General features: G+C 71.7%; 21 protein-coding genes and 1 tRNA gene. 13 read left to right on the plus strand and 9 right to left on the minus strand.

Annotated features, from left to right (window positions below; all coding sequences use genetic code 11):
- Window positions 1-20 precede the first annotated feature (20 nt).
- The 4 genes from MWM45_RS11805 to MWM45_RS11820 all read right to left on the minus strand — a co-directional run bounded on the left by MWM45_RS11805 (window position 21) and on the right by MWM45_RS11820 (window position 3,902).
- Window positions 21-1,052: a uroporphyrinogen decarboxylase/cobalamine-independent methonine synthase family protein gene (locus MWM45_RS11805; RefSeq protein ID WP_247826610.1), complete on the minus strand. Its 1,032-nt coding sequence runs from the start codon at window positions 1,050-1,052 to the stop codon at window positions 21-23.
- The gene (locus MWM45_RS11810; protein ID WP_247826611.1) at window positions 1,045-1,467 is read right to left on the minus strand and encodes a chorismate mutase; all 423 of its coding nucleotides are present in this window, start codon (window positions 1,465-1,467) and stop codon (window positions 1,045-1,047) included. Before MWM45_RS11810 ends, MWM45_RS11805 begins: the two co-directional genes overlap by 8 nt.
- A 69-nt stretch (window positions 1,468-1,536) precedes the next feature.
- The gene (gene mnmA, locus MWM45_RS11815) at window positions 1,537-2,682 is read right to left on the minus strand and encodes a tRNA 2-thiouridine(34) synthase MnmA (RefSeq protein ID WP_247826612.1); all 1,146 of its coding nucleotides are present in this window, start codon (window positions 2,680-2,682) and stop codon (window positions 1,537-1,539) included.
- A complete protein-coding gene (locus tag MWM45_RS11820) occupies window positions 2,679-3,902 on the minus strand; it encodes a cysteine desulfurase family protein (RefSeq protein ID WP_247826613.1) in 1,224 nt (407 codons plus the stop codon). The genes mnmA and MWM45_RS11820 overlap by 4 nt, the downstream gene beginning before the upstream one ends.
- A 101-nt stretch (window positions 3,903-4,003) precedes the next feature.
- Here MWM45_RS11820 and folP point away from each other — a divergent pair, with 101 nt between their 5' ends.
- From folP to MWM45_RS11855, 7 genes are all read left to right on the plus strand, one after another.
- A complete protein-coding gene (folP, locus tag MWM45_RS11825; RefSeq protein WP_247826614.1) occupies window positions 4,004-4,948 on the plus strand; it encodes a dihydropteroate synthase in 945 nt (314 codons plus the stop codon).
- A complete protein-coding gene (locus MWM45_RS11830) occupies window positions 4,945-5,688 on the plus strand; it encodes a pyrimidine reductase family protein (protein WP_247826615.1) in 744 nt (247 codons plus the stop codon). The genes folP and MWM45_RS11830 overlap by 4 nt, the downstream gene beginning before the upstream one ends.
- 243 nt (window positions 5,689-5,931) lie before the next feature.
- Window positions 5,932-6,924: a J domain-containing protein gene (locus MWM45_RS11835; RefSeq protein WP_247826616.1), complete on the plus strand. Its 993-nt coding sequence runs from the start codon at window positions 5,932-5,934 to the stop codon at window positions 6,922-6,924.
- Between the two features lie 9 nt (window positions 6,925-6,933).
- Window positions 6,934-7,401, plus strand: a complete 468-nt coding sequence (locus MWM45_RS11840) for a tRNA (cytidine(34)-2'-O)-methyltransferase (protein WP_247826617.1) — start codon at window positions 6,934-6,936, stop codon at window positions 7,399-7,401.
- A gap of 19 nt (window positions 7,402-7,420) precedes the next feature.
- Window positions 7,421-8,257: a class I SAM-dependent methyltransferase gene (locus MWM45_RS11845; RefSeq protein WP_247826618.1), complete on the plus strand. Its 837-nt coding sequence runs from the start codon at window positions 7,421-7,423 to the stop codon at window positions 8,255-8,257.
- A 182-nt stretch (window positions 8,258-8,439) separates the two neighbouring features.
- Window positions 8,440-9,057: an ECF RNA polymerase sigma factor SigK gene (gene sigK / locus MWM45_RS11850; protein ID WP_247826619.1), complete on the plus strand. Its 618-nt coding sequence runs from the start codon at window positions 8,440-8,442 to the stop codon at window positions 9,055-9,057.
- A gap of 16 nt (window positions 9,058-9,073) precedes the next feature.
- Window positions 9,074-9,943, plus strand: a complete 870-nt coding sequence (locus MWM45_RS11855) for an anti-sigma factor (protein WP_247826620.1) — start codon at window positions 9,074-9,076, stop codon at window positions 9,941-9,943.
- A 132-nt stretch (window positions 9,944-10,075) separates the two neighbouring features.
- Here MWM45_RS11855 and MWM45_RS11860 read toward each other — a convergent pair whose 3' ends face one another.
- From MWM45_RS11860 to MWM45_RS11875, 4 genes are all read right to left on the minus strand, one after another.
- Window positions 10,076-10,828, minus strand: a complete 753-nt coding sequence (locus tag MWM45_RS11860) for a PIG-L deacetylase family protein (RefSeq protein ID WP_247826621.1) — start codon at window positions 10,826-10,828, stop codon at window positions 10,076-10,078.
- Between the two features lie 3 nt (window positions 10,829-10,831).
- Window positions 10,832-11,779: an electron transfer flavoprotein subunit alpha/FixB family protein gene (locus MWM45_RS11865; RefSeq protein WP_247826622.1), complete on the minus strand. Its 948-nt coding sequence runs from the start codon at window positions 11,777-11,779 to the stop codon at window positions 10,832-10,834.
- Window positions 11,780-11,823: 44 nt separating this feature from the next.
- Complete coding sequence (locus MWM45_RS11870; RefSeq protein ID WP_247826623.1) at window positions 11,824-12,651, minus strand: electron transfer flavoprotein subunit beta/FixA family protein; 828 nt, start codon at window positions 12,649-12,651, stop codon at window positions 11,824-11,826.
- 199 nt (window positions 12,652-12,850) lie between these two features.
- On the minus strand, window positions 12,851-14,341 hold the full coding sequence (locus MWM45_RS11875; protein WP_247826624.1) for a S1C family serine protease: 1,491 nt from the start codon (window positions 14,339-14,341) through the stop codon (window positions 12,851-12,853).
- Between the two features lie 346 nt (window positions 14,342-14,687).
- Between MWM45_RS11875 and MWM45_RS11880 the strand changes: the two genes are divergently transcribed.
- The 6 genes from MWM45_RS11880 (at window position 14,688) to MWM45_RS11905 (ending at window position 21,924) form a co-directional block, all read left to right on the plus strand.
- On the plus strand, window positions 14,688-16,808 hold the full coding sequence (locus MWM45_RS11880) for a TPM domain-containing protein (RefSeq protein WP_247826625.1): 2,121 nt from the start codon (window positions 14,688-14,690) through the stop codon (window positions 16,806-16,808).
- A gap of 59 nt (window positions 16,809-16,867) precedes the next feature.
- Window positions 16,868-17,665, plus strand: a complete 798-nt coding sequence (locus MWM45_RS11885) for a PspA/IM30 family protein (protein WP_043441077.1) — start codon at window positions 16,868-16,870, stop codon at window positions 17,663-17,665.
- Between the two features lie 135 nt (window positions 17,666-17,800).
- On the plus strand, window positions 17,801-19,192 hold the full coding sequence (locus tag MWM45_RS11890) for a cryptochrome/photolyase family protein (RefSeq protein ID WP_247826626.1): 1,392 nt from the start codon (window positions 17,801-17,803) through the stop codon (window positions 19,190-19,192).
- A gap of 418 nt (window positions 19,193-19,610) precedes the next feature.
- Window positions 19,611-20,039, plus strand: coding sequence for a DUF7144 family membrane protein (locus MWM45_RS11895; RefSeq protein ID WP_247826627.1), 429 nt, complete (start codon window positions 19,611-19,613; stop codon window positions 20,037-20,039).
- Window positions 20,040-20,156: 117 nt separating this feature from the next.
- The gene (locus tag MWM45_RS11900) at window positions 20,157-21,554 is read left to right on the plus strand and encodes a hypothetical protein (protein ID WP_247826628.1); all 1,398 of its coding nucleotides are present in this window, start codon (window positions 20,157-20,159) and stop codon (window positions 21,552-21,554) included.
- Entirely contained in the window at window positions 21,547-21,924 is a 378-nt protein-coding gene (locus MWM45_RS11905) for a DUF1622 domain-containing protein (protein WP_247826629.1), read from the plus strand. Before MWM45_RS11900 ends, MWM45_RS11905 begins: the two co-directional genes overlap by 8 nt.
- 116 nt (window positions 21,925-22,040) lie before the next feature.
- On the opposite strand, the gene MWM45_RS11910 is transcribed toward MWM45_RS11905, so the two are convergent.
- Window positions 22,041-22,114, minus strand: a tRNA-Met gene (locus tag MWM45_RS11910).
- Window positions 22,115-22,133: the final 19 nt, after the last annotated feature.

Genomic DNA, 22,133 nt, shown 5'->3' on the forward strand with positions numbered 1-22,133 from the left:
TCCCCCGCGCCCGGCGCGGGTCACCCCTCGGCGCGGACCTGGTCCAGGGCGTCGGCGGTCTGGGCGAGCCGCGTGAGCGCCTGCGTCGCACCGGTCGGGGTGAGCGTGCCGAGGCCCGGCAGGGCGGTGACCGTCAGGGAGGCGAGTGCCGTGACGGGCAGTCCCACCCGCCGCCAGGCGGAGAGCACCGACGCCGCGAGGACCCTCACCTGGGGGAGCCCGGACCCGGCGTCGAGGATCGCGAGCCAGAGCTGCCGGCCGGACTCGATGTCCCCGGCGAGGTCCTCCCACCGGCGGTCGGAGATGCGGGACAGGTCCAGGGAGAGGGCGTGTGCCGCACTGGACCGTGCGGCGTCGATGGCCACGTCGCCGTGCCCCGGCGCCAGCACCGTGCCCGCGGCCCCCGCGGCGGTGACGGACGCCGTCACGAGGTCCCACGCCTCGGTGGCCTCCCGGCGGTCCAGGGCGCGGAGGGACCGGTAGCCGCTCGCGGTGGGCACCCTGCCCGTGAGGACGTCGTCGGCGTCGGGTTCGTCGAACTGCACCAGCACCTCGGCCCCGCGCGCCACCGCCGCGACCCGGCGGACGAGGTCCGCGGCGCCCGCGGCGAGCGACGCGTAGAGCTCGCGCCGTGCGCCGTGGTCGACCAGGACGCGCTCGCCGCCGTGCAGGTGGGCGCCGGCCGCCAGGGACAGCGGTCCGTGGAGGTGCAGCTTCACACACGGTGCGGGGCCCTCCTCGGCGCCGGCGATGTCACCGAGGGCGTTGATGTCGGAGGACAGCGCCGATTCGGCGCGGCGCTGGTCCTTGCCGGGCCGCTGGACGAGGCGCCAGCCGTGCGGCTGGAGGTCGAAGGGCAGCTCGACGAGCACGCCGAGCGTGCGTCCCACGGCGTCGCTGCCGGGTCCCCGCGCCGGCAGGGAGGGCAGGAAGGGCAGGTTCGCTCCCCCCAGTTCGCCCCGCACGGCACGGTTGGCCTCGTGCGGATCCGTCCCCGGCCAGTCGCCGGGGGCCGTCGCCCCGACGGCGGGTCCCCGTGTCCCGTCAGGCATGCGGGCCGGTCGTTCCGGGTCCGGCGGGAGTCCCGGGTGACGGGACGGCGGGGGCCTCCGCCGACGGCCGGCGGTTCTCGGAGATGGCCTGATGGTGGCGGATCACCTCGGAGATGATGAAGTTCAGGAACTTCTCGGCGAACGCCGGATCGAGCTGCGCCTCTTCCGCGAGCATGCGGAGGCGGGCGATCTGGGCCGCCTCGCGCTGCGGATCCCCGGCGGGGAGGTCGTGTTCGGCCTTGAGGTGTCCCACCCGCTGCGTCGCCTTGAAGCGTTCGGCCAGGAGGTACACGAGGGTGGCGTCGATGTTGTCGATCGAGCTCCTCACCGAGAGCAGCTCGGCCATCACCTCGGGGGCCACGTCTCCTGCGAGCGAACTGGCGGCCGGGTCGAAGCCACTGCGTGGATGCGTCATGACTCCAGTCAAGCAGAACCCCGCGCGGCTCCGTGAACTGCGACTAGGAACTGCGACTAGGAACTGCGACTAGCCCTGCGCGGCGGCGGCGGCGGGTTCGGGGCGGAGGGCGGAGCGTGCGGAGTCGATGGTCGCCTGGCCGAGCACCCGCGTGCCCTGGTACAGGACCACGGTCTGCCCGGGCGCGACGCCGCGCATCGGCTCGATCAGCCGGACCACGAGCTGCTGGGCGCCGCCGTCCTCCTCGACCCTCGCGCGGGCCGCGACGGGATCGCCGTGCGCCCGGACCTGCGCCGTGCAGTCGAACTCGTCGCCGGTCCGGACGGCCTCGATGGGCACGCCGGCCCAGGACACCTTGATGCCCCGCATCTCGTCGATGGCGAGCAGGTGCTCGGGCCCGACGACGACCTCGTTCTGCTTGGGCCGGATCTCGAGCACGAAGCGGGGCTTGCCGTCGGCGGCCGGGGTGCCGAGCTTGAGGCCGCGCCGCTGTCCGACCGTGAACGCGTTCGCGCCGGGATGGCTGCCGATCTTCCCGCCGTCCACGTCGAGGATGTCCCCCTCGGTCATGTCGATGCGCTCCTCGAGCCAGCCGCGGGTGTCGCCGTCGGGGATGAAGCAGATGTCGTGGCTGTCGGGCTTGTTCGCGACGGACAGGCCGCGGCGTTCCGCCTCGGCACGCACCTCCGCCTTCGACGGCGTCTCCGCCAGCGGGAACATGGAGTGCTCGAGCTGCTCGTGGGTGAGCACGCCGAGCACGTACGACTGGTCCTTGGCCCAGTCCGCCGCCCGGTGGAGCTCGGGGTTCCCCTGGGCGTCCTGGACGACCTTCGCGTAGTGGCCGGTACAGACGGCGTCGAACCCGAGTGCGAGCGCCTTCTCGAGCAGCGCCGCGAACTTGATGCGCTCGTTGCAGCGCATGCACGGGTTCGGGGTGCGGCCGGCGGCGTACTCGGCGACGAAGTCGTCCACGACGTCCTCCTTGAACCGCTCGGAGAAGTCCCAGACGTAGTAGGGGATGCCGAGGATGTCGCACGCCCGCCAGGCGTCCCGCGAGTCCTCGATGGTGCAGCAGCCGCGACTGCCCGTCCGGAGCGTCCCGGGCATGCGGGAGAGGGCGAGGTGGACGCCGACGACGTCGTGCCCTGCCTCCACCGCGCGTGCCGCCGCCACCGCGGAGTCGACGCCGCCGCTCATCGCTGCCAATACCCTCATGAGAAACCTGTTCCTGCCGTCTGGATGGTCGATGCGTGCCCGGCCATGCCGGCCTTGCGGGCGCGGGCGTACGCGGCGCCGATGGCACCCACCACCGCGTCAACGTCGTCGGCCGTGGATGTATGCCCCAGGCTGAAGCGCTGGGCGCCCCGGGCCTCGTCCTCCGTGAGGCCCATGGCGAGCAGCACGTGCGACGGCCTCGGCACGCCCGCGGTGCAGGCGGACCCCGTAGAGGACTCGATGCCCGCGAGGTCCAGGAGGAACAGGAGCGAGTCGCCCTCGCAGCCGCGGAAGGTGAAGTGCACGTTGCCGGGGAGGCGGGCGGCGTCGGGGGCCGGGTGCGGGACACCGCGCAGCACCGCCTCCGGGACCTCGCGGCGGATGCCCTCGATGAGGCGGTCCCGCAGCGCGGCCAGCCGGGGCGCCTCGTCGCCGAGGTGGACGACGGCGTCGTGGGCCGCCGCGGCGAACGCGGCGATGCCCGCCCCGTCGAGCGTGCCCGACCGGATGTCCCGCTCCTGCCCGCCGCCGTGTTGCACGGGGGTGAGCGTCACCGCGCGTCCCACGAGCAGCGCCCCGACGCCCACGGGGCCGCCGATCTTGTGGGCGCTCACGGCCATGGTCGCGAGTCCCGACTCGGCGAAGGACAGCGGGAGGGAGCCGAAGGCCTGGACGGCGTCGCTGTGGACGGGGATCCCGTACCGGGCGGCCTCCGCGGTGATCGCCCGGACGGGCTGGACGGTCCCGACCTCGTTGTTGGCCCACATGACCGTCACCAGCGCGGTGCGCTCCGGGGCGTCGGCGAGCGCGGTCCGCAGCGCATCGAGGGAGACGAGGCCCGTGGCGTCGACGGGGAGCCACACCACCTCGGCACCTTCATGGCGCTCGAGCCACTCGACGGTGTCCTGTACGGCGTGGTGCTCCACGGCACTGCAGAGGATCCGGGTGTGGGACGGGTCCGCCGCGCGGCGCGCCCAGAAGAGGCCCTTGAGGGCGAGGTTGTCCGCCTCGGTCCCGCCGGAGGTGAAGACGACCTCCGAGGCGTGGGCCCCGGCGGCCGCCGCGATCGTCTCGCGGGCCTCCTCGACCGATCGCCGGGCGCGCCGGCCGGAGCCGTGGAGGGAGGAGGGATTCCCGCTGAGGCTGAGTTCGCGGGTGAGGGCGGCGAGCGCGGGCGCCGAGATCGGCGTGGTCGCCGCGTGGTCGACATACACGGGCATGCTCCGATTCTACCGGCGCCGCCCCGGGCCGCCGATTCCGGTGGCGCCCGTCACGCACCGGCGCACGGGCGGCCCCCGGTCCGCAGTGGTAGAAAGACAGCATGGACAGTCATGCAGCGGCTCCTTCCCCCTCCGGCTCCTACCGGCCCGGATTCCGGCACCCGGTGCACACCTTCGGAACGCGCACCCTGGACTTCGACCGCCGGGTCGCCCTCATGGCCGTGATCAACCGGACACCGGACTCCTTCTACGACGGCGGGGCGACGTTCGCGCTCCAGGCCGCCGTCGACGCATCCCTGCGGGCGGTCGACGACGGCGCCGACTGGGTGGACATCGGCGGCGCCCCCTTCTCGCCGGGAGACGCCATCCCGGCGTCGGAGGAGATCGACCGGATCGTCCCCGTGATCAGCGCCGTACGCGCAGCCTCGGACGTCATCATCTCCGCGGACACGTTCCTGCCCGAGGTCGCCCGCCAGGCGCTCGCCGCCGGCGCCACCGTGGTCAACGACACCACGGGGCTGCGCGACCCGGACATGGCGGCGGTGGTCGCCGAGGCCGGAGCCCACCTGGTCATCACCCACAGCCTCGCCGCGCCGCGCACCGTGTACCCGCGGCCCACGTACGGCGACGTGGTGGGCGAGGTCGTGGACTTCCTCCTCCGGAAGGTCGACGACGCCGTGCGGCTGGGCATCCCGGAGGACCGCATCCTCCTGGACCCCGGGCACGACCTCAACAAGAACACGCTGCACTCGCTCGAGATCACGCGGCGGTTCCCCGAGATCGCCGGGCTCGGTTTCCCCACCCTCGCCGCGGTGTCCAACAAGGACTTCATCGGCGAGACGCTCGACCGCCCGAAGGGCGACCGCGTGGAGGGATCGCTCGCCGCCGCCGTGATCTGCATCCTCGGCGGCGCCCGCGTGGTCCGCATGCACAACGTGGCGGCGTCCCGGGCGGCGATCGACCTCACGGAGGCGGTCCTCGGATGGCGGCAACCCGCCTACCTCAGACACAACATGGGCGAGGTCAACGAGCCGGTGACGCGATGATCACCTCACTCATCCCGGCCACCGGCGCGGCGGTCGACGCCGACGCCCTGCACCGCATCTACGCCTACCCGGTGACCGACCGGCCCTACGTCCGCTTCAATTTCGTGGCCGCTGCCGACGGCGCCGCCACGAGCGGCGGTTTCTCCGCGGGACTGGGGAACGACGGCGACCAGCAGATCTTCGCTGTCCTGCGACGCCTCGCGGACGTGGTGCTGGTGGGCGCCGGCACCATCCGCGCGGAAGGCTACGGGGGCGAGCTGGTCGACGACGACGCCCGCTCCTGGCGCCGCGCGCACGGCCTCGCCGCACACCCCGCCGTGGCCGTGATCTCGGGCAGCCTGAATCTCGACCCGGCCGCCGACTTCTTCGGCAAGGCGCCCGTCCGTCCGCTCATCCTCACGACCTCCGGTGCGCCGGCGGACCGGCGTACCGCCCTCGAGCGGGTCGCCGACGTCGTCGACTGCGGCACCGACGCCGTGGAGGCGCCTGCCGTGCTCGCCGAGCTCGGCCGGCGCGGACTGCCGAGGGTCCTCTGCGAGGGCGGGCCCGCCGTGCTGGGCGACTTCACCCGGTCCGGCACCGTGGACGAGCTGTGCCTGTCGATCAGTCCGCTGCTCGCGGGGGGCGACGGACCGAGGATCGCGGTGGGCCGCAGTCCCGAGGACGCCGTCGGGCTGACGCTCTCCTCCCTGCTGATGGAGGACTCCGCCCTCTACACGCTGTACCGGCGCGCGGGCTGAGCCGGGCCCGCCGCGGGACCACCGGGAGGGGTCGGTGAACTTCTCCGCCCGCCGCGGCGTTGTATCAGGGCCTGCATCCGCAGGCAGTCCCGTCAGGGGGCGGGGGCGCCGCCGGGACGACCGCTTTTGTCCGGGCCCGCCCGTGCCCCTAGTGTCAGGTGGAAGCGCAGCACGGCCGGGGCCGCGGCTCCGGGAGCGAGTCCTGGTCCCGCCGGGACGCCGGACACCAGAAAGGGCCGATCGATGGCAGAGGCAGCACGGAAGTCGTACTACGACATCCTCGGGGTGCCCCCCGACGCCGACGCCAAGGAGATCAAGGACGCCTACCGCCGTGCGGCCCGCGCCGCGCACCCCGATCTCGGGGGCAGCGCGACCCGGTTCCACGACGTCGCCGTCGCCTACGAGACGCTGAGCGACCCCCGGCGCCGCGAGCGCTACGACGCCGACACCGGCCGAGGGCGGACCGCCACCACGGGAGCCGGCGGCGGCCCGGGCACCGCCCGCGCCCCCGGGGCAGCGGCGACGGCCGACCGCAACGGCGCGCCGGCGCCCCGCAGCTCCACGCGCACGAGCGTCGAGGACGACGAGGCAGCGAGGTCCGCTCCGAACTACCTGCCGCCGTTCTCGCCGTCGTCGCCGCCGGCCGTCCCCCTGATCCTCGCCGGCCGGCAGCTCCACGGGTCCCCCCGGCAGCCGGGCATGTTCGCGCGGCTCTCGTCCGAGGTGCGCGCGAGGACCGACGGCGAGCTCCGGACCGCTGCGCTGCTCGAACGGGCGCTCCTGTCCACCTACCCGGCCGCACGCCTGGTCAACGGCGTCCGGTTCGACGACCGCGACGGGACGACGGCGGGCCATGTGCTGCTGGCCGGCTACAGGATCGCGGTGATCGACTCCTTCACCGCGTCCCCCGGCAACTTCTCCTGGGACGGCCGGTCCCTCCGCCACCAGGGGCGGCCGGTGGAGCTCGAGGTACCGCGGACCGTGCGCGTGGTGCAGGACCTCTTCCCCGAGTGCAACGTGGCCGGCTGGGTGGTGATCCACGGGGCGCCGGACAATCCCTTCGCCCCGGTGATCGACGTCCCGCCGGGCTTCGACCGTGCGTCGACGACCCTCGTCCAGGTGGTGAATGCGGGCACCGCCGTGCGCACCATCCGCTCCTTCCTGTCCTCGGGACCCACGCCGAACGTCGTGCAGCTGCCCGTGCTCGCGCGCCTGCTGGCCGCGGCCGGAAGCTAGGATGAAGGCGTGTTCCGCATCCTCTTCCACACGCCAGAAATCCCGGGCAACACCGGTGCCGCCATTCGGCTCGCAGCCGTGGCCGGCGCCGAACTGCACCTCGTCGAACCGCTCGGCTTCAGCCTGGAGGATTCGAAGCTGAAACGGGCGGGGCTGGACTACCACGACCTCACGGTGCTGCACGTGCACAGGAGCCTCGAGGACGCCTGGGCCGCCCTGCAGCCGGACCGGGTGTTCGCGTTCACGTCCGAGGGCGATGTGTCCTACACGGACATCGCCTACGAGCCCGGCGACGTCCTGCTGTTCGGGCGTGAATCCGACGGCCTGCCGTCCGCGGTGAAGCAGGACCCCCACGTCACCTCCCGGGTCCGCGTGCCCATGCTGCCGTCCCGCCGATCGCTCAACCTCGCCAACACCGCATCCATCGTCCTCTACGAAGCCTGGCGCCAACAGGGCTTCGCAGGGGCCCAGCGATGATCCACGCCTAGGAGCCCCCATGTCCGCTCGCCATGCCGCAACACTGCCCGACGGCGGGGCCGAGGACCACGACCGCCTCGCTCCGGCCGTCTGGAACCCGGTGGGCAACGCGGTGGTCGCGGCCGCCGACATCCTCGTCGGTGAGCGCGTGCTCGACGTGTTCGCAGCAACCGGCACGGGGACCATCCCGGCCGCCCAGCTCACCGGACCGGACGGACGCGTCGACGCCGTCGACCGCTCCCCGGCGATGCTGGACCTCGCGAAGGCCAAGGCGGAGGCGCTCGCCCTCGACGGCGTGTTCTTCCATCCGGTGGAACCGGCGGAGTGGACGCCCGAGGCGCCGTACGACGCCGTCGTGAGCTGCTACGGCGTCCTCCTCCTCGACGACCTGGACGCCGGCATGGACCGGATCGTCCGCCTGCTGCGGCCGGGCGGGAGGATCGCCCTGAGCACCTGGGACGACGGCGCCCTGGAACCGTTCGGGGACATCCTCCTCGACGTCCTGCGCGAGGTCCTCCCCACGGACACGGACCAGGAGGACGCCGGCGGCGCGGGGCGGTCCGGGATGGCCTTCGTCGAGAACTGCAGGAAGCTGGCCTCCACCGACCGCCTGAGGGACTGGCTGCACGCGCGCGGGCTGACGAACGTGCGGATCGAGCAGTTCGGACTGACGGTCCCGCTCGACCCCGACGGCGCCTGGTCCCTCGCGCTCGGCAGCGGGTACCGCGGGCTGCTGCCGGACGACCCCGAGGCCCTGCACCGCGTGCGGTCGGCCTTCGGGGAGCGGCTCGGCACCGCGTTCGTCCTGAACGCCGACTCCCTCATCGCGGTCGCCGACTACCGGCCCGCGGAGTAGCCCCTCCCCCGGGCCATCCGCCGGTCGGGCAGCTCCGAATACCATCCGACAGCGGAAAGTCCAAAATCGGCAGGGGGGGGTGTGGGATGGTGCTCGTTCTCGAGGTGCATACACCACCGCCGCGCCGCGCGGGTGACGGAAGCGTTCGGCGCGGAGCCGGCCGCGCTTTATGCTGGAGCCCTATGGAAACGCCACGAGTAAGCCGGGTCAGCCCAGTCGCTCCCGCATCAGACGAGTTCTCAGCTGATTCCGGTGCCGGTCCTACCCTGACCGAGCTGCTGTCGCGGATCGCCGAACAGGACCGCGCCGCGTTCGCCCTGTTCTACGAGCAGACCTCGAAGCGCGTCTACGGACTCGCGCGGCGCGTGCTCATCGACCCGGATCTCAGCGAGGACGCGACGCAGGAGGTCTATCTCCAGGTGTGGAACACCGCGGAGCGTTTCAACCCGGCCCTCGGCAGTCCGATGGCCTGGCTCATGACCCTGGCCCATCGCCGCGCCGTGGACAAGGTGCGCTCGGAACAGAGCGCCACGGACCGTGAGGCGCGGTACGGGGCCGCCACCCAGACGGTGGATCACGACGACGTCGTGGACACGGTGACCCAGCGCCTCGAGGCGGAGAGCGTGGTGCGCTGCCTGGATACGCTGACGGCGACGCAGCAGGAGTCGGTGAAGCTCGCCTACTACGGCGGACTCACCTACCGCGAGGTGGCCGAGAGACTCGGCGTCGCGGTACCGACCATCAAATCGAGGATCCGTGACGGATTACTCCGACTGAAGACATGTTTGGGGGTGACCTGAGATGCAGGACAAGGATATGAACCGACGATTCGCCGATGACCTCGGCACGGATCTCGCCCGGGGCCACGTGCTCGAATGGGCCGAGCTCTACGCGCTCGACGCCATCAGCGCTGACGAACGCCGCATCATCGATGCGTTCCTGGCGGACGCCGATCCGGCCGTCGGTGCGGCGTTCCTGGAACGTGTGCGCACGTGCCGTGAGACGGTGACGACCGCCTACGCGAACGAACAGATGGACCCGCCGGCCGACCTCTTCGACCGCATCGTCGCCAGGCTCCCCGGGGCCGTCGGCGACGCGGTCCCGATGCCCGTGGAGGCCGGCCCGGCCGCAGAGGTGTCCGCGCCCCCTCGGTCACGTCACCACGACGCCACGCACGACGCCGGGCAGGACGCCGGGCAGGACGAGCTGGCGAGGCGCCGCACGGCCAGGGCCTCGATGTCCTCGCGCGCCGCACGATGGGTGGTGGCAGCTGCCGCGGCCACCGTGCTCGCCGTCGGCGGCGTGACCATCGCCCAGAACCTGCAGCAGACCACGCTCCAGGAGCAGGTCCTCCAGGCCTCGGACGTCCGGACCGCCCAGCTCGCCCTCGCCTCGGGCGGGACGGCGGACCTCGCGGTCTCCGGCGAGGAGGACGCGGCCGTGGTCACGCTCAGCGGAGTGCCCGCGCCGATTCCCGGGCACGTCTACCAGATGTGGCGGATCCCGGCGGACGGCACCGACCCGGTGTCCGAGGGCACCATGACCGGGGACGACGTCGCCGGATCGAAGGTCACCGAACTCGAGGACATCAGCGGCTTCAGCGCGATCGCGATCACCGTCGAGCCCGACGGCGGGTCGGCGACGCCCACCCTGCCGATCGTCGCCCAGATCCCGCTCGGGGCCTGAGCAGCAGCACGCATCCGATCCGACCCCGGCGATGACCTCGCCGGTGTCGGACGTCGTCGGGGGCCATGGGGGTAAGCCCCAGCTACGGGGGGGTACGCCCTCCACCCGCATCCGGTGTCGCCCACGGTCCGGCTAGAAACCCGCGATCGTCTCGTCGGTGTTGATGCCCACCACATGGAAGGACTCCGCACTGCGCCCCTCCGGCAGGCCGCCGCGCCGCGCGTTCTCCCGGAGGATGTCCCGGACCCGCGACCGCATCCGCTCCACGTCGGGGTGCTGGCTGCGGTGGGCGCTGATGGCCGCGATCTTGGTGTCCTCGAGCCCCGTGACGTCGACGAAGCGGTTCTCGAGGTGCGCCGGCCCGCCGTAGAACCACAGCCAGGGCACGCGGAAGCTCCTCAGCCCCGCCGCCTCGAGTTCCGGGTAGGCGAAGGGGTTCTCGACCGCCGGGTAGACGGCGCGCGTGACGGCTTCCCCGCAGGCCAGGTGGTCCGGGTGGCTCTTCTGGATCCGGTCCCAGCTGCGTTCGGGATGCATGGACACCACGATGTCCGGGCGGACCTCCCGCATGCGCCGGACGATCTCCCGGATGACGCCGTCCGTCGGCCGGAGGTAGCCGTCGGGCTCGCCCAGGAAGGTGACGTCCGTGACCCCCACCAGCTTCGCTGCGGCGACCTGTTCCTCCCGGCGGAGCGAGGCGAGTCCGGGCCGGTCCTCGTCGGAGAACCCTCCCGCGTCGCCGTCCGTCAGGATGCAGTAGCCGACCTCCGCGCCGGCGGCCGTCCACCCGGCGATCGTGGCGGACGCGCCGAAGTCGATGTCGTCCGGGTGGGCGGCGAAGACGAGGACGCGCCCGGGAGGCCCGGTGTCCGGAAGGATCGGCACCCCCTACAGCCCGCGCTTCCGGATCTCCTCGGTGGCCTGCGGCAACACCGTGGTCAGGTCACCGACGATCCCGAAATCGGCGATCTCGAAGATCGGTGAATCGGCGTCCTTGTTGACGGCGACGATCACCTTCGAGGTCTGCATACCGGCCTTCTGCTGGATCGCTCCGGAGATGCCCACGGAGATGTAGAGCTGGGGCGAGACGGTCTTGCCCGTCTGGCCGATCTGCGCGGAATGCTCGATCCACCCGGCATCCGTGGCGGCCCGCGAAGCACCGACCGCTCCGCCCAGCGCGTCCGCGAGGTCCTCCAGCGGGCCGAAGTCACCGTCCACACCGCGGCCACCCGCGACGATCACGCGGGCCTCCGTGAGCTCCGGCCGGCCGCTGACCGGCTTCTCCACCCGACCCGTGATGCGCGCGGCGGCACGGGGAAGCTCGACGGCCACCCGGACCGCCTCCGGGGAGGACGGAGGACCCGCCTCCACGGCCTCGACGCTGTTGGGCTTGACGGTGAGGATGGCGACGCCGGTCGTCACGCGGCAGTGGACGGTGTAGGAGCCGGCGAAATCCGACTTCGTCGCCGTCAGGTCGCCGTCGAGCGCCACGACGTCCGTGATGACTCCGGAGTCGAGCTTGACCCCCGACCGGGCGGCGATCTCCTTGGACTCGTAGGAGTTGCCGAGCAGCACGATCCCGGCGCCGGAGGCCCGCACGGCCTCGGCCAGGAACGCAGCCTTGCCGGCCACGAGCACGTCCGAGACGGCCGCATCGTCCGGCCGGTAGTACCGCTGTACGCCGTAGGATCCGATGCCGTCGAGATAGGCCTGCCCGGCCTCGTCGGCGAGCGCGACGACGACGTCGCCGAGCGAGGCGGCGAGCGAGAGGAGTTCGCGCTCGCTCTTGGCGAGACTCGCTGCGGGGTGGTCGAGGAACACGAGGACCGAGGTCATGGGGGAACCCTCCTGGAAGGAACGGACGAGCGGGCGGGCAACGACTAGAGGAGCTTCTGTCCGGCGAGGAAGTCGACGAGCCTGATGCCGGCGTCGCCCTCGTCGGTGATGACGATGCCCTGGCTGCGGGGCGGCCTCGGAGCAGCCGCCTCCACAGTCGTCCATGATCCGGCGAACCCCACCTCGTCGGCCTGCAGGCCGATGTCCTGCAGGGACAGGACCTGGATCTGCTTCTTCTTCGCCGCCATGATGCCCTTGAAGTTCGGGTACCGGGGATCGTTGATCTGGTCGGTCACCGACACCAGGGCAGGCAGCGGGGCCTCGATGGTCTCCGCATAGGTGTCGCTGTCCCGCCGCGCGGCGAGCGTCCAGCCGCCGTCGCCGGGCGTCAGCTCGAGCGACGCCGCGAACGTCACCTGGGGCAGGTCGAGCCGTTCGGCCAGCTGCGCCGGCACGAGCGAGGTCTCGCCGTCCGTCGACGCCATCCCGGTGAGGACCAGGTCGAACGGACCGGCGTGCTGCAGGAGGGCGGCGAGGGCCCGGGAGGTGGCGGAGGCATCGGAGCCGGTCAGGGCGTCGTCGGTCAGGTGGACGCCGTCGTCCGCCCCGATCTGCAGGGACTTCTTCACTGCGTTCACCGCGGCCGCGGGGCCCATCGTGATCGCCGTGACGCGGTGCCCGGCGGCGGCGCCCCCGTGGGCCTCGACGAGCTGGAGGGCCGCTTCGAGCGCGTACTCGTCGAGCTCGGACAGGATGCTCTCCGAACGGACGGTCGTCAGGTCGTCGCCGCTGATATGGCGATCGAACTGGGCGTCCGGAACATGCTTCACCAGGACCGCGATGCGCAGTCCGCTTGCTGTGGCCTCGTCCATTGATGACCTTCCTCGTCCGGGGATCTTCCCATCGACTAGCTAACCATAGTGGGGTGGCACCGGCCGCAGTGCTGCGGGCCGGGCCGCGATCAGCGCACTCCGCGCTCCCCCGGTCAACGAACAGGAGGCGGTCCCCGCTCCGGGAACCGCCTCCTGCTGTGCCGCCGACCTGCCGGGTCGTCGACGTGGTCGGTGTCCGCTACTGCGTCGGCGCCTGGGCCAGCGTCACGTCCACCGTCCGCGTCTCGCCGCCGCGCACCACCTCGATCGGCACCTGCTGCCCGACCGTCTGGATCCGGACGGCCGCGGTGAGGGACTGGGGGTCGCTGATGGCGTAGGTGCCCACCCTGGTGATCACGTCGCCGACCTGCAGCTCGGCGTCCTCCGCGGGCGACCCCGGCTCGACCCGTTCGACGAGCGCTCCCGACGAGAAGGTGGACGTGCTCTGGGACCCGTCGCTCCCGGCCGCCGTGACGCTGACGCCGAGGAAACCGTGCGTCGCCTCGCCCTCGGCGATGATCTCCTGGGCGATGCGGTCCGCGTAGTTGATCGGGATGGAGAACCCCACACCGATGTTGCCCGTGGACTCGCCGGAGCCGCCCGAGGCGATCGCCACGTTGACGCCGATGATCCGGCCGTCCGCGTCGACGAGCGCGCCACCCGAGTTGCCCTGGTTGATGGCGGCATCGGTCTGGATCACGTTGAGGTAGATGGACCCCTGCGACTGCGGCTGCTGCCCGCCGGAGCCGCCCGGCGGCAGGAAGTTGAAGCCCTCGCCGTTCTCGGACTGCCCGCTGTCCGGCTGTTCCTCGGGGACGGCGGAGGACGCGACGCTGATGGTCCTGTTCAGCGTCGAGACGATGCCGTCCGTCACCGTGCCGCTGAGCCCGAGCGGCGCCCCGATGGCGATCGCCGTGTCTCCGACGTTCAGTTCGTCGGAGTTGCCGAGGGTCGCGGCGGTGAGGTCCGGTGCGTCGATCTTGACGACCGCGAGGTCGCTCAGCGGGTCCGTGCCGACGACGGTCGCGGGGAAGACCCGTCCGTCGTCCAGCTTGACCTCCACGGTGGGATCCGAGACCTGGCCGCCCAGGGTCACGACGTGCGTGTTGGTGAGGATGTGACCATCGGTGTCGAGGATGATGCCGGAACCGGACCCGCCGGAGGTCCCGCCGCTGACCGCGAGCGTGACCACGCTGGGCGAGGCCGTGACGGCCGCCCCGGTGATGGTGTTGACGTCGTCGGTGTTGTTCACCACGATCGACTCGGGCGCGGCCTGGGAGATCCCCGCCGCCGGGCTGTCGTCCAGTGCGTTGAGGCCCGCCGCCGCGACGCCCCCGCCGACCAGGCCGGCCGCGAGCACGCCCGCGGCGAAGGTGGCCAGGCCCACGCGCCGACGCTCCCCGGTCCCTCCGCGACCGCCGCCCGGCTGGGCGTGGCCGTAGGCCGGGTTCTGCTCGCCGTAGAACGGCTGGTGTCCGGCGTAGGCGGGGTGGGAGGCGGCCGGAGCCTGCCGGGGTGCTGCCTGCGGTTCGCCCGTCGGTTCCGCCCCGGCGACGGGGTGCTGCGCCGTCGGCGGTCCCACGACCGGCTGCGCCTCCGTCGCGGGGCGGGACACATTCGTGCCCCGCGACGGCGGGGTCTGCGGTTGCGGAGGCAGGGGACGGTCGGAGTTACCCGGCTGCTCGTTCATGGGGATCCTTTCGTTGCTGTTGACCACATCATGGCAACTTTCCCTGAGCCTTCCGCATGCGTTCGCTGTGCGGGATCTGGGAGGCCGCTGGAGATGTGCCGCTACGGCACGCCGCCGTCGGACTCGTCTCCCAGTATCCCCCGACATCCGGTGCCGGCGGGGCGGGTACGCGCCGCCGTCGGGCGTCCACCGGGGATGCGCCTTTCGCTAGGGGCATAGGTGTCGGTGGTGGACGCTCCCGCACCCCAACCATAGAATCGGGAAGACAGGGAGCCTCCGGCATCCACCGGCCTCAGTCCTGGGACCGGACAGGTCCGGAGGACGTGCTGAAGGGTCGAAAATGCGAATGATGAGCAGGCGCACCCGCGTCTCTGCTGTCCTGGGCGCCATCGTGGCGATCCCGCTGGTCTCGGGGACGGCGGCCTTCGCCGACGAACCGATCACCTTCCCGTCCGGGGACTACGTGATCGACAACGCCGGGGTGCTCAGCGCGGAGGAGGAGAGCGAGCTCGAAGCAGCCGTCGCAGACCTGCAGTCGTCGCAGGGGTTCACCCTCCGGGTGGCCTACGTCGACACCTTCGAGAACCCGAGCAACTCCGGGCAGTGGGCGGAGGAGGTCGCCATCGCGAACGCCTCGTCGGCCGACGAGGCCGTCCTCGCCGTCGCGGTGGACCAGCAGGAGGTCGGGCTCGTCGCTGGAGAGCAGTCGGGCGTCTATTCGTCCGTCCAGGAGATCCGGACGAGCTACGTCATCCCGGAACTGCAGGCCGACGACTGGCTCGGAGGCGGCCTCGCCGCCGTCGAGGGGATCGACCAGGCGCTCGCCGGCGGCACGGGCGGCTCCACGGGCGGCGGGACGTCCCCCGACGGCAGCACTTCGGGCGGCAGCGGCCTCGGCGGCCTCGTGCTCGTCGGCGGGCTCGTCGCCGTCGCGGGGGCCGGCGGCTACATGCTGCTCAAGAAGCGCGGCGCGGGCAGCGCCCAGCGCAAGCGCGAGGAATACGGGTACGGGCCGGTGCCTTCGGCCGAGGGCGAGATCGTGGACCCGCTCGCGGCCCTGAGCGTGGAGGACCTGCGCAAGCGGGCCGGGAGCCTCCTGATCGCCGCCGACGACGCCATCAAGTCCAGTGAGCAGGAACTCGGCTTCGCGGAGGCGCAGTACGGGGCCGAGGCCATCGCCACGTTCTCCCAGGACATCGCGACCGCGAAGCAGCACATGGGTGAGTCCTTCAAGCTCCAGCAGCAGCTCGACGACCACATCCCGGACACCGAGGAGCAGCAGCGCCAGTGGCTCGGGGAGATCATCCGGCGCTGCGAGGACGTCAATGCCTCCCTGCAGGAGCACAAGGAGGACTTCGACGCGCTGCGCGAACTCGAGCGGAACGCCCCCGACGCCCTGCTCCGTGCGCAGTCCGCGGCCGACGAGGCGCGCCGCCGGTTCTCCGCGGCCGAGCAGACCCTGAGGACCCTGCAGGGCCGATACCTCGAGTCCGCCACCACCCAGGTCTCGGACAACATCGAGCAGGCCCGCGAGCGACTGGCCTTCGTCGACAGCGCGGCGACGGAAGCACGGTCGCGGATGGCGCAGGACGACACCGGGCGTGCCGTCGTCGCCGTCCGCGCCGCCGAGGAATCCGTGCACCAGAGCACGGTCCTGCTGGATGCGATCGACAAGCGGGCAGAGGAACTGGCCGGCGCCGAGCGCGAGCTCGACCGCGCGCTGCCGGACACCGAGCAGGACCTGGCGCAGGCCCAGGCCATGGACCGCGCCGGGCAGTACCGGGACCTCGCCGGGCCGATCGCGGCCCTGCAGTCCGCCGTCGCGACCGTGCGGCAGGAGCGGCAGAACGGACGCAGCAATCCGGTGGCGCTGCTGCAGCGCCTGGAGGCGGCCCACGCACAGCTCGACGCCGCGCTCGGCGGTGTGCGCGACCAGGCGGAGAACACGCGACGCGCCCAGGACGCCCTCCAGCACGCGCTGATCGCGGCGCAGTCGAGCATCTCCGGGACCGCCGACTACATCCGCGCACGTCGGGGCGGGGTAGGCAGCGAAGCCCGGACCCGCCTGGCCGAAGCCGAACGCAATCTCGACTACGCCGTCGACCTCCAGCGCTCGGACCCCGTGACCGCGCTGTCCCACGCCCAGCAGGCCACGATGCTCGCCGAACAGGCGGCCCAGCTCGCTGAGCAGGACGTCGACGGCTTCGGCGGCGGCGGCTTCGGCGGCGGTATGGGCGGCAGGTACGGAGGCCGGGGCGGCGACGGGATGGGCGGGGCCCTGCTGGGCGGCATCCTGCTCGGCGGCCTGCTCAACGGCGGCGGTTTCGGCGGCGGGCACCACGACGGCGGCGGCTTCGGCGGCGGTTTCGGCGGCGACGGCGGGAGCTTCGGAGGCGGCGGCTTCGGCGGCTTCGGCGGCGGCGGCGGCGGTTTCGGGGACTTCGGCGGCGGCGGCGGCGACTTCTAGCCGCCGATGCCCCTCACCAGCAGGACACATGACCATTCGCAGAATCGAAAGGGAAATCAATGGTAAAGCAGTCGATATTCGGCAGGATGGCTCAGCTCACCCGGGCCAACATCAACGCGTTGCTCGACCAGGCGGAGGATCCGCAGAAGATGCTCGACCAGATGGTCCGGGACTTCACCAACAGCATCGCCGAGGCGGAGAGCGCCGTGGCCCAGACCATCGGCAACCTGCGGATGATGCAGGACGACTACAACGAGGACGTCGAGAACGCCCGCAGCTGGGGCAACAAGGCCCTCGCCGCCTCCCGCAAGGCCGATGAGTACCGCGCGTCCGGCGACACGGCCGACGCCCAGAAGTTCGACAACCTCGCCAAGGTCGCCATCCAGCGCCAGATGGCGTCGGAGAACGAGGCGAAGGGCGCCGAGCCGACCATCGCGTCCCAGACGGAGATCGTCGAGAAGCTCAAGAACGGTCTGAACCAGATGCGGGGCAAGCTCAACGAGCTGACCGTCAAGCGTGACCAGCTGATCGCCCGCTCGCGCACCGCGCAGGCCCAGCAGCAGGTGCACGACGCCGTCAAGAGCATCGACTTCATGGACCCCACGAGCGAGGTGGGCCGTTTCGAGGAGAAGATCCGTCGGGAGGAGGCCAAGGTCCGCGGCCAGCAGGAACTCGCCACGTCGAGCCTGGATGCCCAGTTCGAGAGCCTGGAGGACCTCGGGGAACAGACCGAGATCGAAGCCCGCCTCGCGGCGCTGAAGTCCGGTTCCGGGTCGCAGTCCGCGATCGGCCAGGGCGCCGACAGCGATGCCGACGCCGCGGGCGCGCCGGCGACGAGGAGCGAGACCACCTACTGATCCGTTCCGGACCGGCTGTCGATCAGTAGCCGGTCAGGAGCCAGGTCGATGACCAGGGGACCGCAGCCGACCGGGCTGCGGTCCCCTGTCGCGTCCGCGGCCCGGACTGTCAGCGCCCGCCGGTAGATTGGGCGCATGGCTGTGACTCTGGTGTGGTTCCGCGACGACCTTCGGATCTCCGACAACCCGGCGCTTGCCAGGGCTGCGGAGCAGGGCGACGACGTCGTCGCCTGCTATGTGCTCGACGACGGGACCGACGGCATCCGCCCGCTGGGCGGCGCATCGCGCTGGTGGCTCCACCACTCGCTCGCGTCCCTGGCCGAATCCCTCACCGACCTGGGGATCCCCCTCGTCCTGCGGCGCGGGGCCGCGGCGGAGGTCCTTCCGCGGCTCGTCGAGGAGTCCTCGGCGCGGACGGTCCTCTGGAACCGGCGCTACGGTCTGGTCGAGCGCACGGTGGACGCGACGCTCAAGGCCTCGCTCACGGACCAGGGGGTCGAGGCCACCAGCTTCCAGGCCAACCTCATGTACGAACCCTGGGAGGTGGTGTCGGGCGCGGGCGAGGCCTACAAGGTGTTCACGCCCTTCTGGAGGGCCTGCCTCACCTTCCGCACCCCCCGCACTCCCCTGCCCGCCCCGACGTCCCTCAGGGGCCCGCAGCTGGCCTCCGACGACCTCGACACCTGGGGACTGCTCCCGACGACGCCCGACTGGGCGCAGGGCCTGCGGGAAACCTGGACGCCGGGAGAGGCCGGCGCCCACGCCCGCCTCGACGACTTCCTCGACGGCGCCGCCCATGGCTACAAGGACAACCGCGACCTCCCCGCGGTCCAGGGCACCAGCATGCTCTCCCCCCACCTGCGGTTCGGCGAGATCAGCCCGTTCGAGGTCTGGCACGCGGCCCAGGACCACAAGGACAGCTCGACGGCGGAGGACATCCGCGTCTTCGGGTCCGAACTCGGCTGGCGCGAATTCAGCTGGCAGCTCCTCTACTTCAATCCCGAACTCGCCACCGTGAACTACCGGCCCGAGTTCAACGCCTTCGCCTGGGAGAGCTCCACGCAGTCGGAGCTGGAGGCCTGGCAGCGCGGACGCACCGGGTATCCCCTGGTCGACGCCGGCATGCGCCAGATGTGGGAGATCGGCTGGATGCACAACCGGGTGCGCATGGCGACGGCGTCCTTCCTCATCAAGAACCTCCTGATCGACTGGCGCGTGGGCGAACGGTGGTTCTGGGACTGCCTCGTCGACGCCGACGCGGCGAGCAACGCCGCGAGCTGGCAGTGGGTGGCCGGGTCGGGGGCGGATGCCAGTCCCTACTTCCGGATCTTCAACCCGGTGCTGCAGAGCAAGAAGTTCGACCGCGAGGGACGGTACCTCCTCCGCTTCGTCCCCGAACTCGCGGACGCCGACAACATCCACGAGCCGTGGAAGGGAGCAGCGCCGGGCTACCCCGAGCCCGTCGTGGACCTCAAGGAGAGCCGTGAGCGGGCCCTGAGCGCCTTCAAGGCCCTCTCGCAGGGCTGAGCACGCCTGAAAGGTCCCATCTCCCCGTCCCCGCCACCTCCGGTGGCTCCGCGATGTTGTGGCAGGACCGCGGCGGGACACCTCGACGTCCGGTCCGCCCGATGGTGGGCCGGACGTTCCTGCGTGTGCGTCGAAGCCGGTCCTCAGGAGTAGCCGCCCACGTCCCGTCGGACGACGCATCATCCGGCAGGGATGACCCCCGCAGGTCCGGTGGCCACGAGACCGTCGCCGTCCCGCCGGACACCGTCCGGACACTCACCATCTTGGGGTGATGTGTGCGCAGCTGCCGTGCGGGATTCTCTGGGTGTACACACGGTCCGCGCGGCCCGGCCTCGGGCAGGGTCACGGTGGACTGCCCGCAAGGGCAGGACCGACAGTCAATGCCTCCCTTCAGGGGCCCGACCAAGGAGCAGTCACCATGTCGAACGACAGCAGGACCTCGACCACCCATCTCGACCACCAGCGCAGCGAAGGAGCCGTCGGGGTGACCGTCCTCGCCGGCACCCTGATGATCATGATCGGTGTCTTCCACGCCTTCCAGGGCATCGTCGCACTCCTGAACGACACCTTCTACGTCGTCCTGCCCGAGTACGTTCTCGCGTTCGACATCACCACGTGGGGCTGGGTCCACCTCATCCTCGGCCTCGTCGTGGCGTTCGCCGGTGCGTCCCTGTTCCGGGGCGCCACCTGGGGCAGGACCATCGCCGTGATCATGGCCTGTGTCAGCATGGCCGTGAGTTTCGTGTGGATGCCCTACTACCCGCTGTGGAGCCTCACCGTCATCGCGCTCGACATCTTCGTCATCTGGGCGGCCGTCCTCCACGGCCGCGACATCGTCGAGGACTGAGCGGCCGGGTCCACCCCGGTCGAAGCGCGCTCCCCCGGCCCGTACCGCCCGGGGGAGACCGGCGCGGATCCAAGGCGTGCTCCCACGCCACCCTCCGACTCGAGAGGCGTATCGCCGATGGATGTCACCGAGACCCGAGACCAGGAAATCGCACGGCTGTCGGCGGAGGTCGCCAGGCTGCAGTCGCAGCTCCAGGCCGACTCGCTCGAAGCGCCACCCCCTGCACCCGCGCGGCGGGCCCGACGGGGACGCGGGCGCGCGTTCCTCGCCGTGGTGCTGATCGCGCTCGGGGTGCTCCTCGCCCCACTCGCCGTCGTCGCGGCGTGGACGAAGGCCGAGGTCACCAACACCGACCAGTTCGTCGCGACCGTGTCGCCGATCCTCGACGACCCGGCCTTCCAGGCCTACCTGGTCGACGAGATCACCGCGGCCATCAACGAGAGCGTCGACATCGAGACGCTCACGGCCGACCTGTTCGACGGGATCGCCACCCTCGACCTCCCACCCAGGGCCGCCGACGCGCTCCAGCTGCTCGAACAGCCCGCCGTGGCGGGAGCACAGTCGCTGATCCAGTCCACGACCGAGCAGCTCATCGCCTCCGACGCCTTCGAACAGGTGTGGGACCAGGCGCTGCGGAGCAGCCACAGCGGGCTCACGGGCGCCCTCGGCGGTGACACCTCCGGGGCCGTCGTGATCAGCGACACGGGCGAGGTGGGCATCCAGCTGGGGCCCATCATCGCCGCGGTCAAGGAGCAGCTGACGGCGCAGGGATTCGCGCTGGCAGACCGCATCCCCGCGGTCGACCGCACGATCGTCGTCGCACAGTCCGACGAACTCGCCCAGGCCCGCACGGCCTACCAGGGGATCGAGGTACTGGGGTTCGTGCTCCCCTGGGTGAGCATCGGCCTGCTCGCCGCCGGCGTCCTCACCGCGAGGAGGAAGGCGAGGGCGCTGATCTGGGCCGGCCTCGGCCTGGCCGTCGCGATGGTGTTCCTCGCCCTCGCCGTGGCCGTCGGACGGATCGCCACGGTCTCGGCGATCTCGCCGCAGTACATGCCGTCGAGCGCGGCCGAGGCGATCTACGACGCCCTCGTGCCCCTGCTCTACTCGACGGCCCTCGCCGTCGGGGTGGCGGGTGTCACCACCGCCGTCGTCGCCTACCTCGCCGGACCGTTCCACGGTGCCATGGTGGTGCGCCGCCTGACGGTCGACACGGCCCGACGGATACGTGCCGCGGCGGAGGGCAACGGGGCGACCACCGGCCGGTTCGGTGCATTCCTCTACCGCGCCCGCCGGTACATCCGGATCGCGATCGCCGTCGTCGGCGCCGCGATCGTGCTGTTCGTACGGCCGCTGACGCCGGGGGTGACCCTCTGGACGGCGTTCGGCGCGCTCATCGCCATCCTGCTGCTCGAACTCCTGCAACGGCCGCCGGCGGTCGACGTCGACGTGCGGGTCGACGGCCAACCCGTCGTCGGCATGGTCCCGCCGGCGAGGGACACGCAGCGTGTTTGAGGAGATCGTCGGCGTCTGGGTCCTCGTCATCGAGACCGTCGGAGCGCTGATCATGATCGTCGGCGCCGGATTCGCCCTCGTGGCCGCGGTGCCTTCGATGCGGCGACCGGAGAGCCGTGGGAAGACCTACGAGCGGCTGCGGCGGAACGTGGGCCGCGCGATCCTCCTCGGGCTGGAGGTGCTCATCGTCGCCGACATCATCCGCACCATCCTCGTCGACCAGACCCCGCAGAGCGTCGCGGTACTCGGCGGCATCGTCGCGATCCGGATAGCGCTCAGCTTCTCGCTCGAGGTGGAGATCGACGGCATGTGGCCCTGGAGCAAGTGGCGCGTCGCATCCGTCCGGTCCCAGGACACCTCGCAGGGGTGACCACGGTGTCGGCCACGTCCCGACACCGATCGGACCGCGTGTACACCGTACCCGCCACGGCACCCAGGAAAGCAAGAAGTCCGGCCCACCAGATGGTGGACCGGACTTCTTTTCCGTTGCGGGGACAGGATTTGAACCTGTGACCTCTGGGTTATGAGCCCAGCGAGCTACCGAACTGCTCCACCCCGCGGCGTGTAACCAACGTTACC

This window comes from Arthrobacter antioxidans (genome assembly GCF_023100725.1).
Taxonomy (GTDB): domain Bacteria; phylum Actinomycetota; class Actinomycetes; order Actinomycetales; family Micrococcaceae; genus Arthrobacter_D; species Arthrobacter_D antioxidans.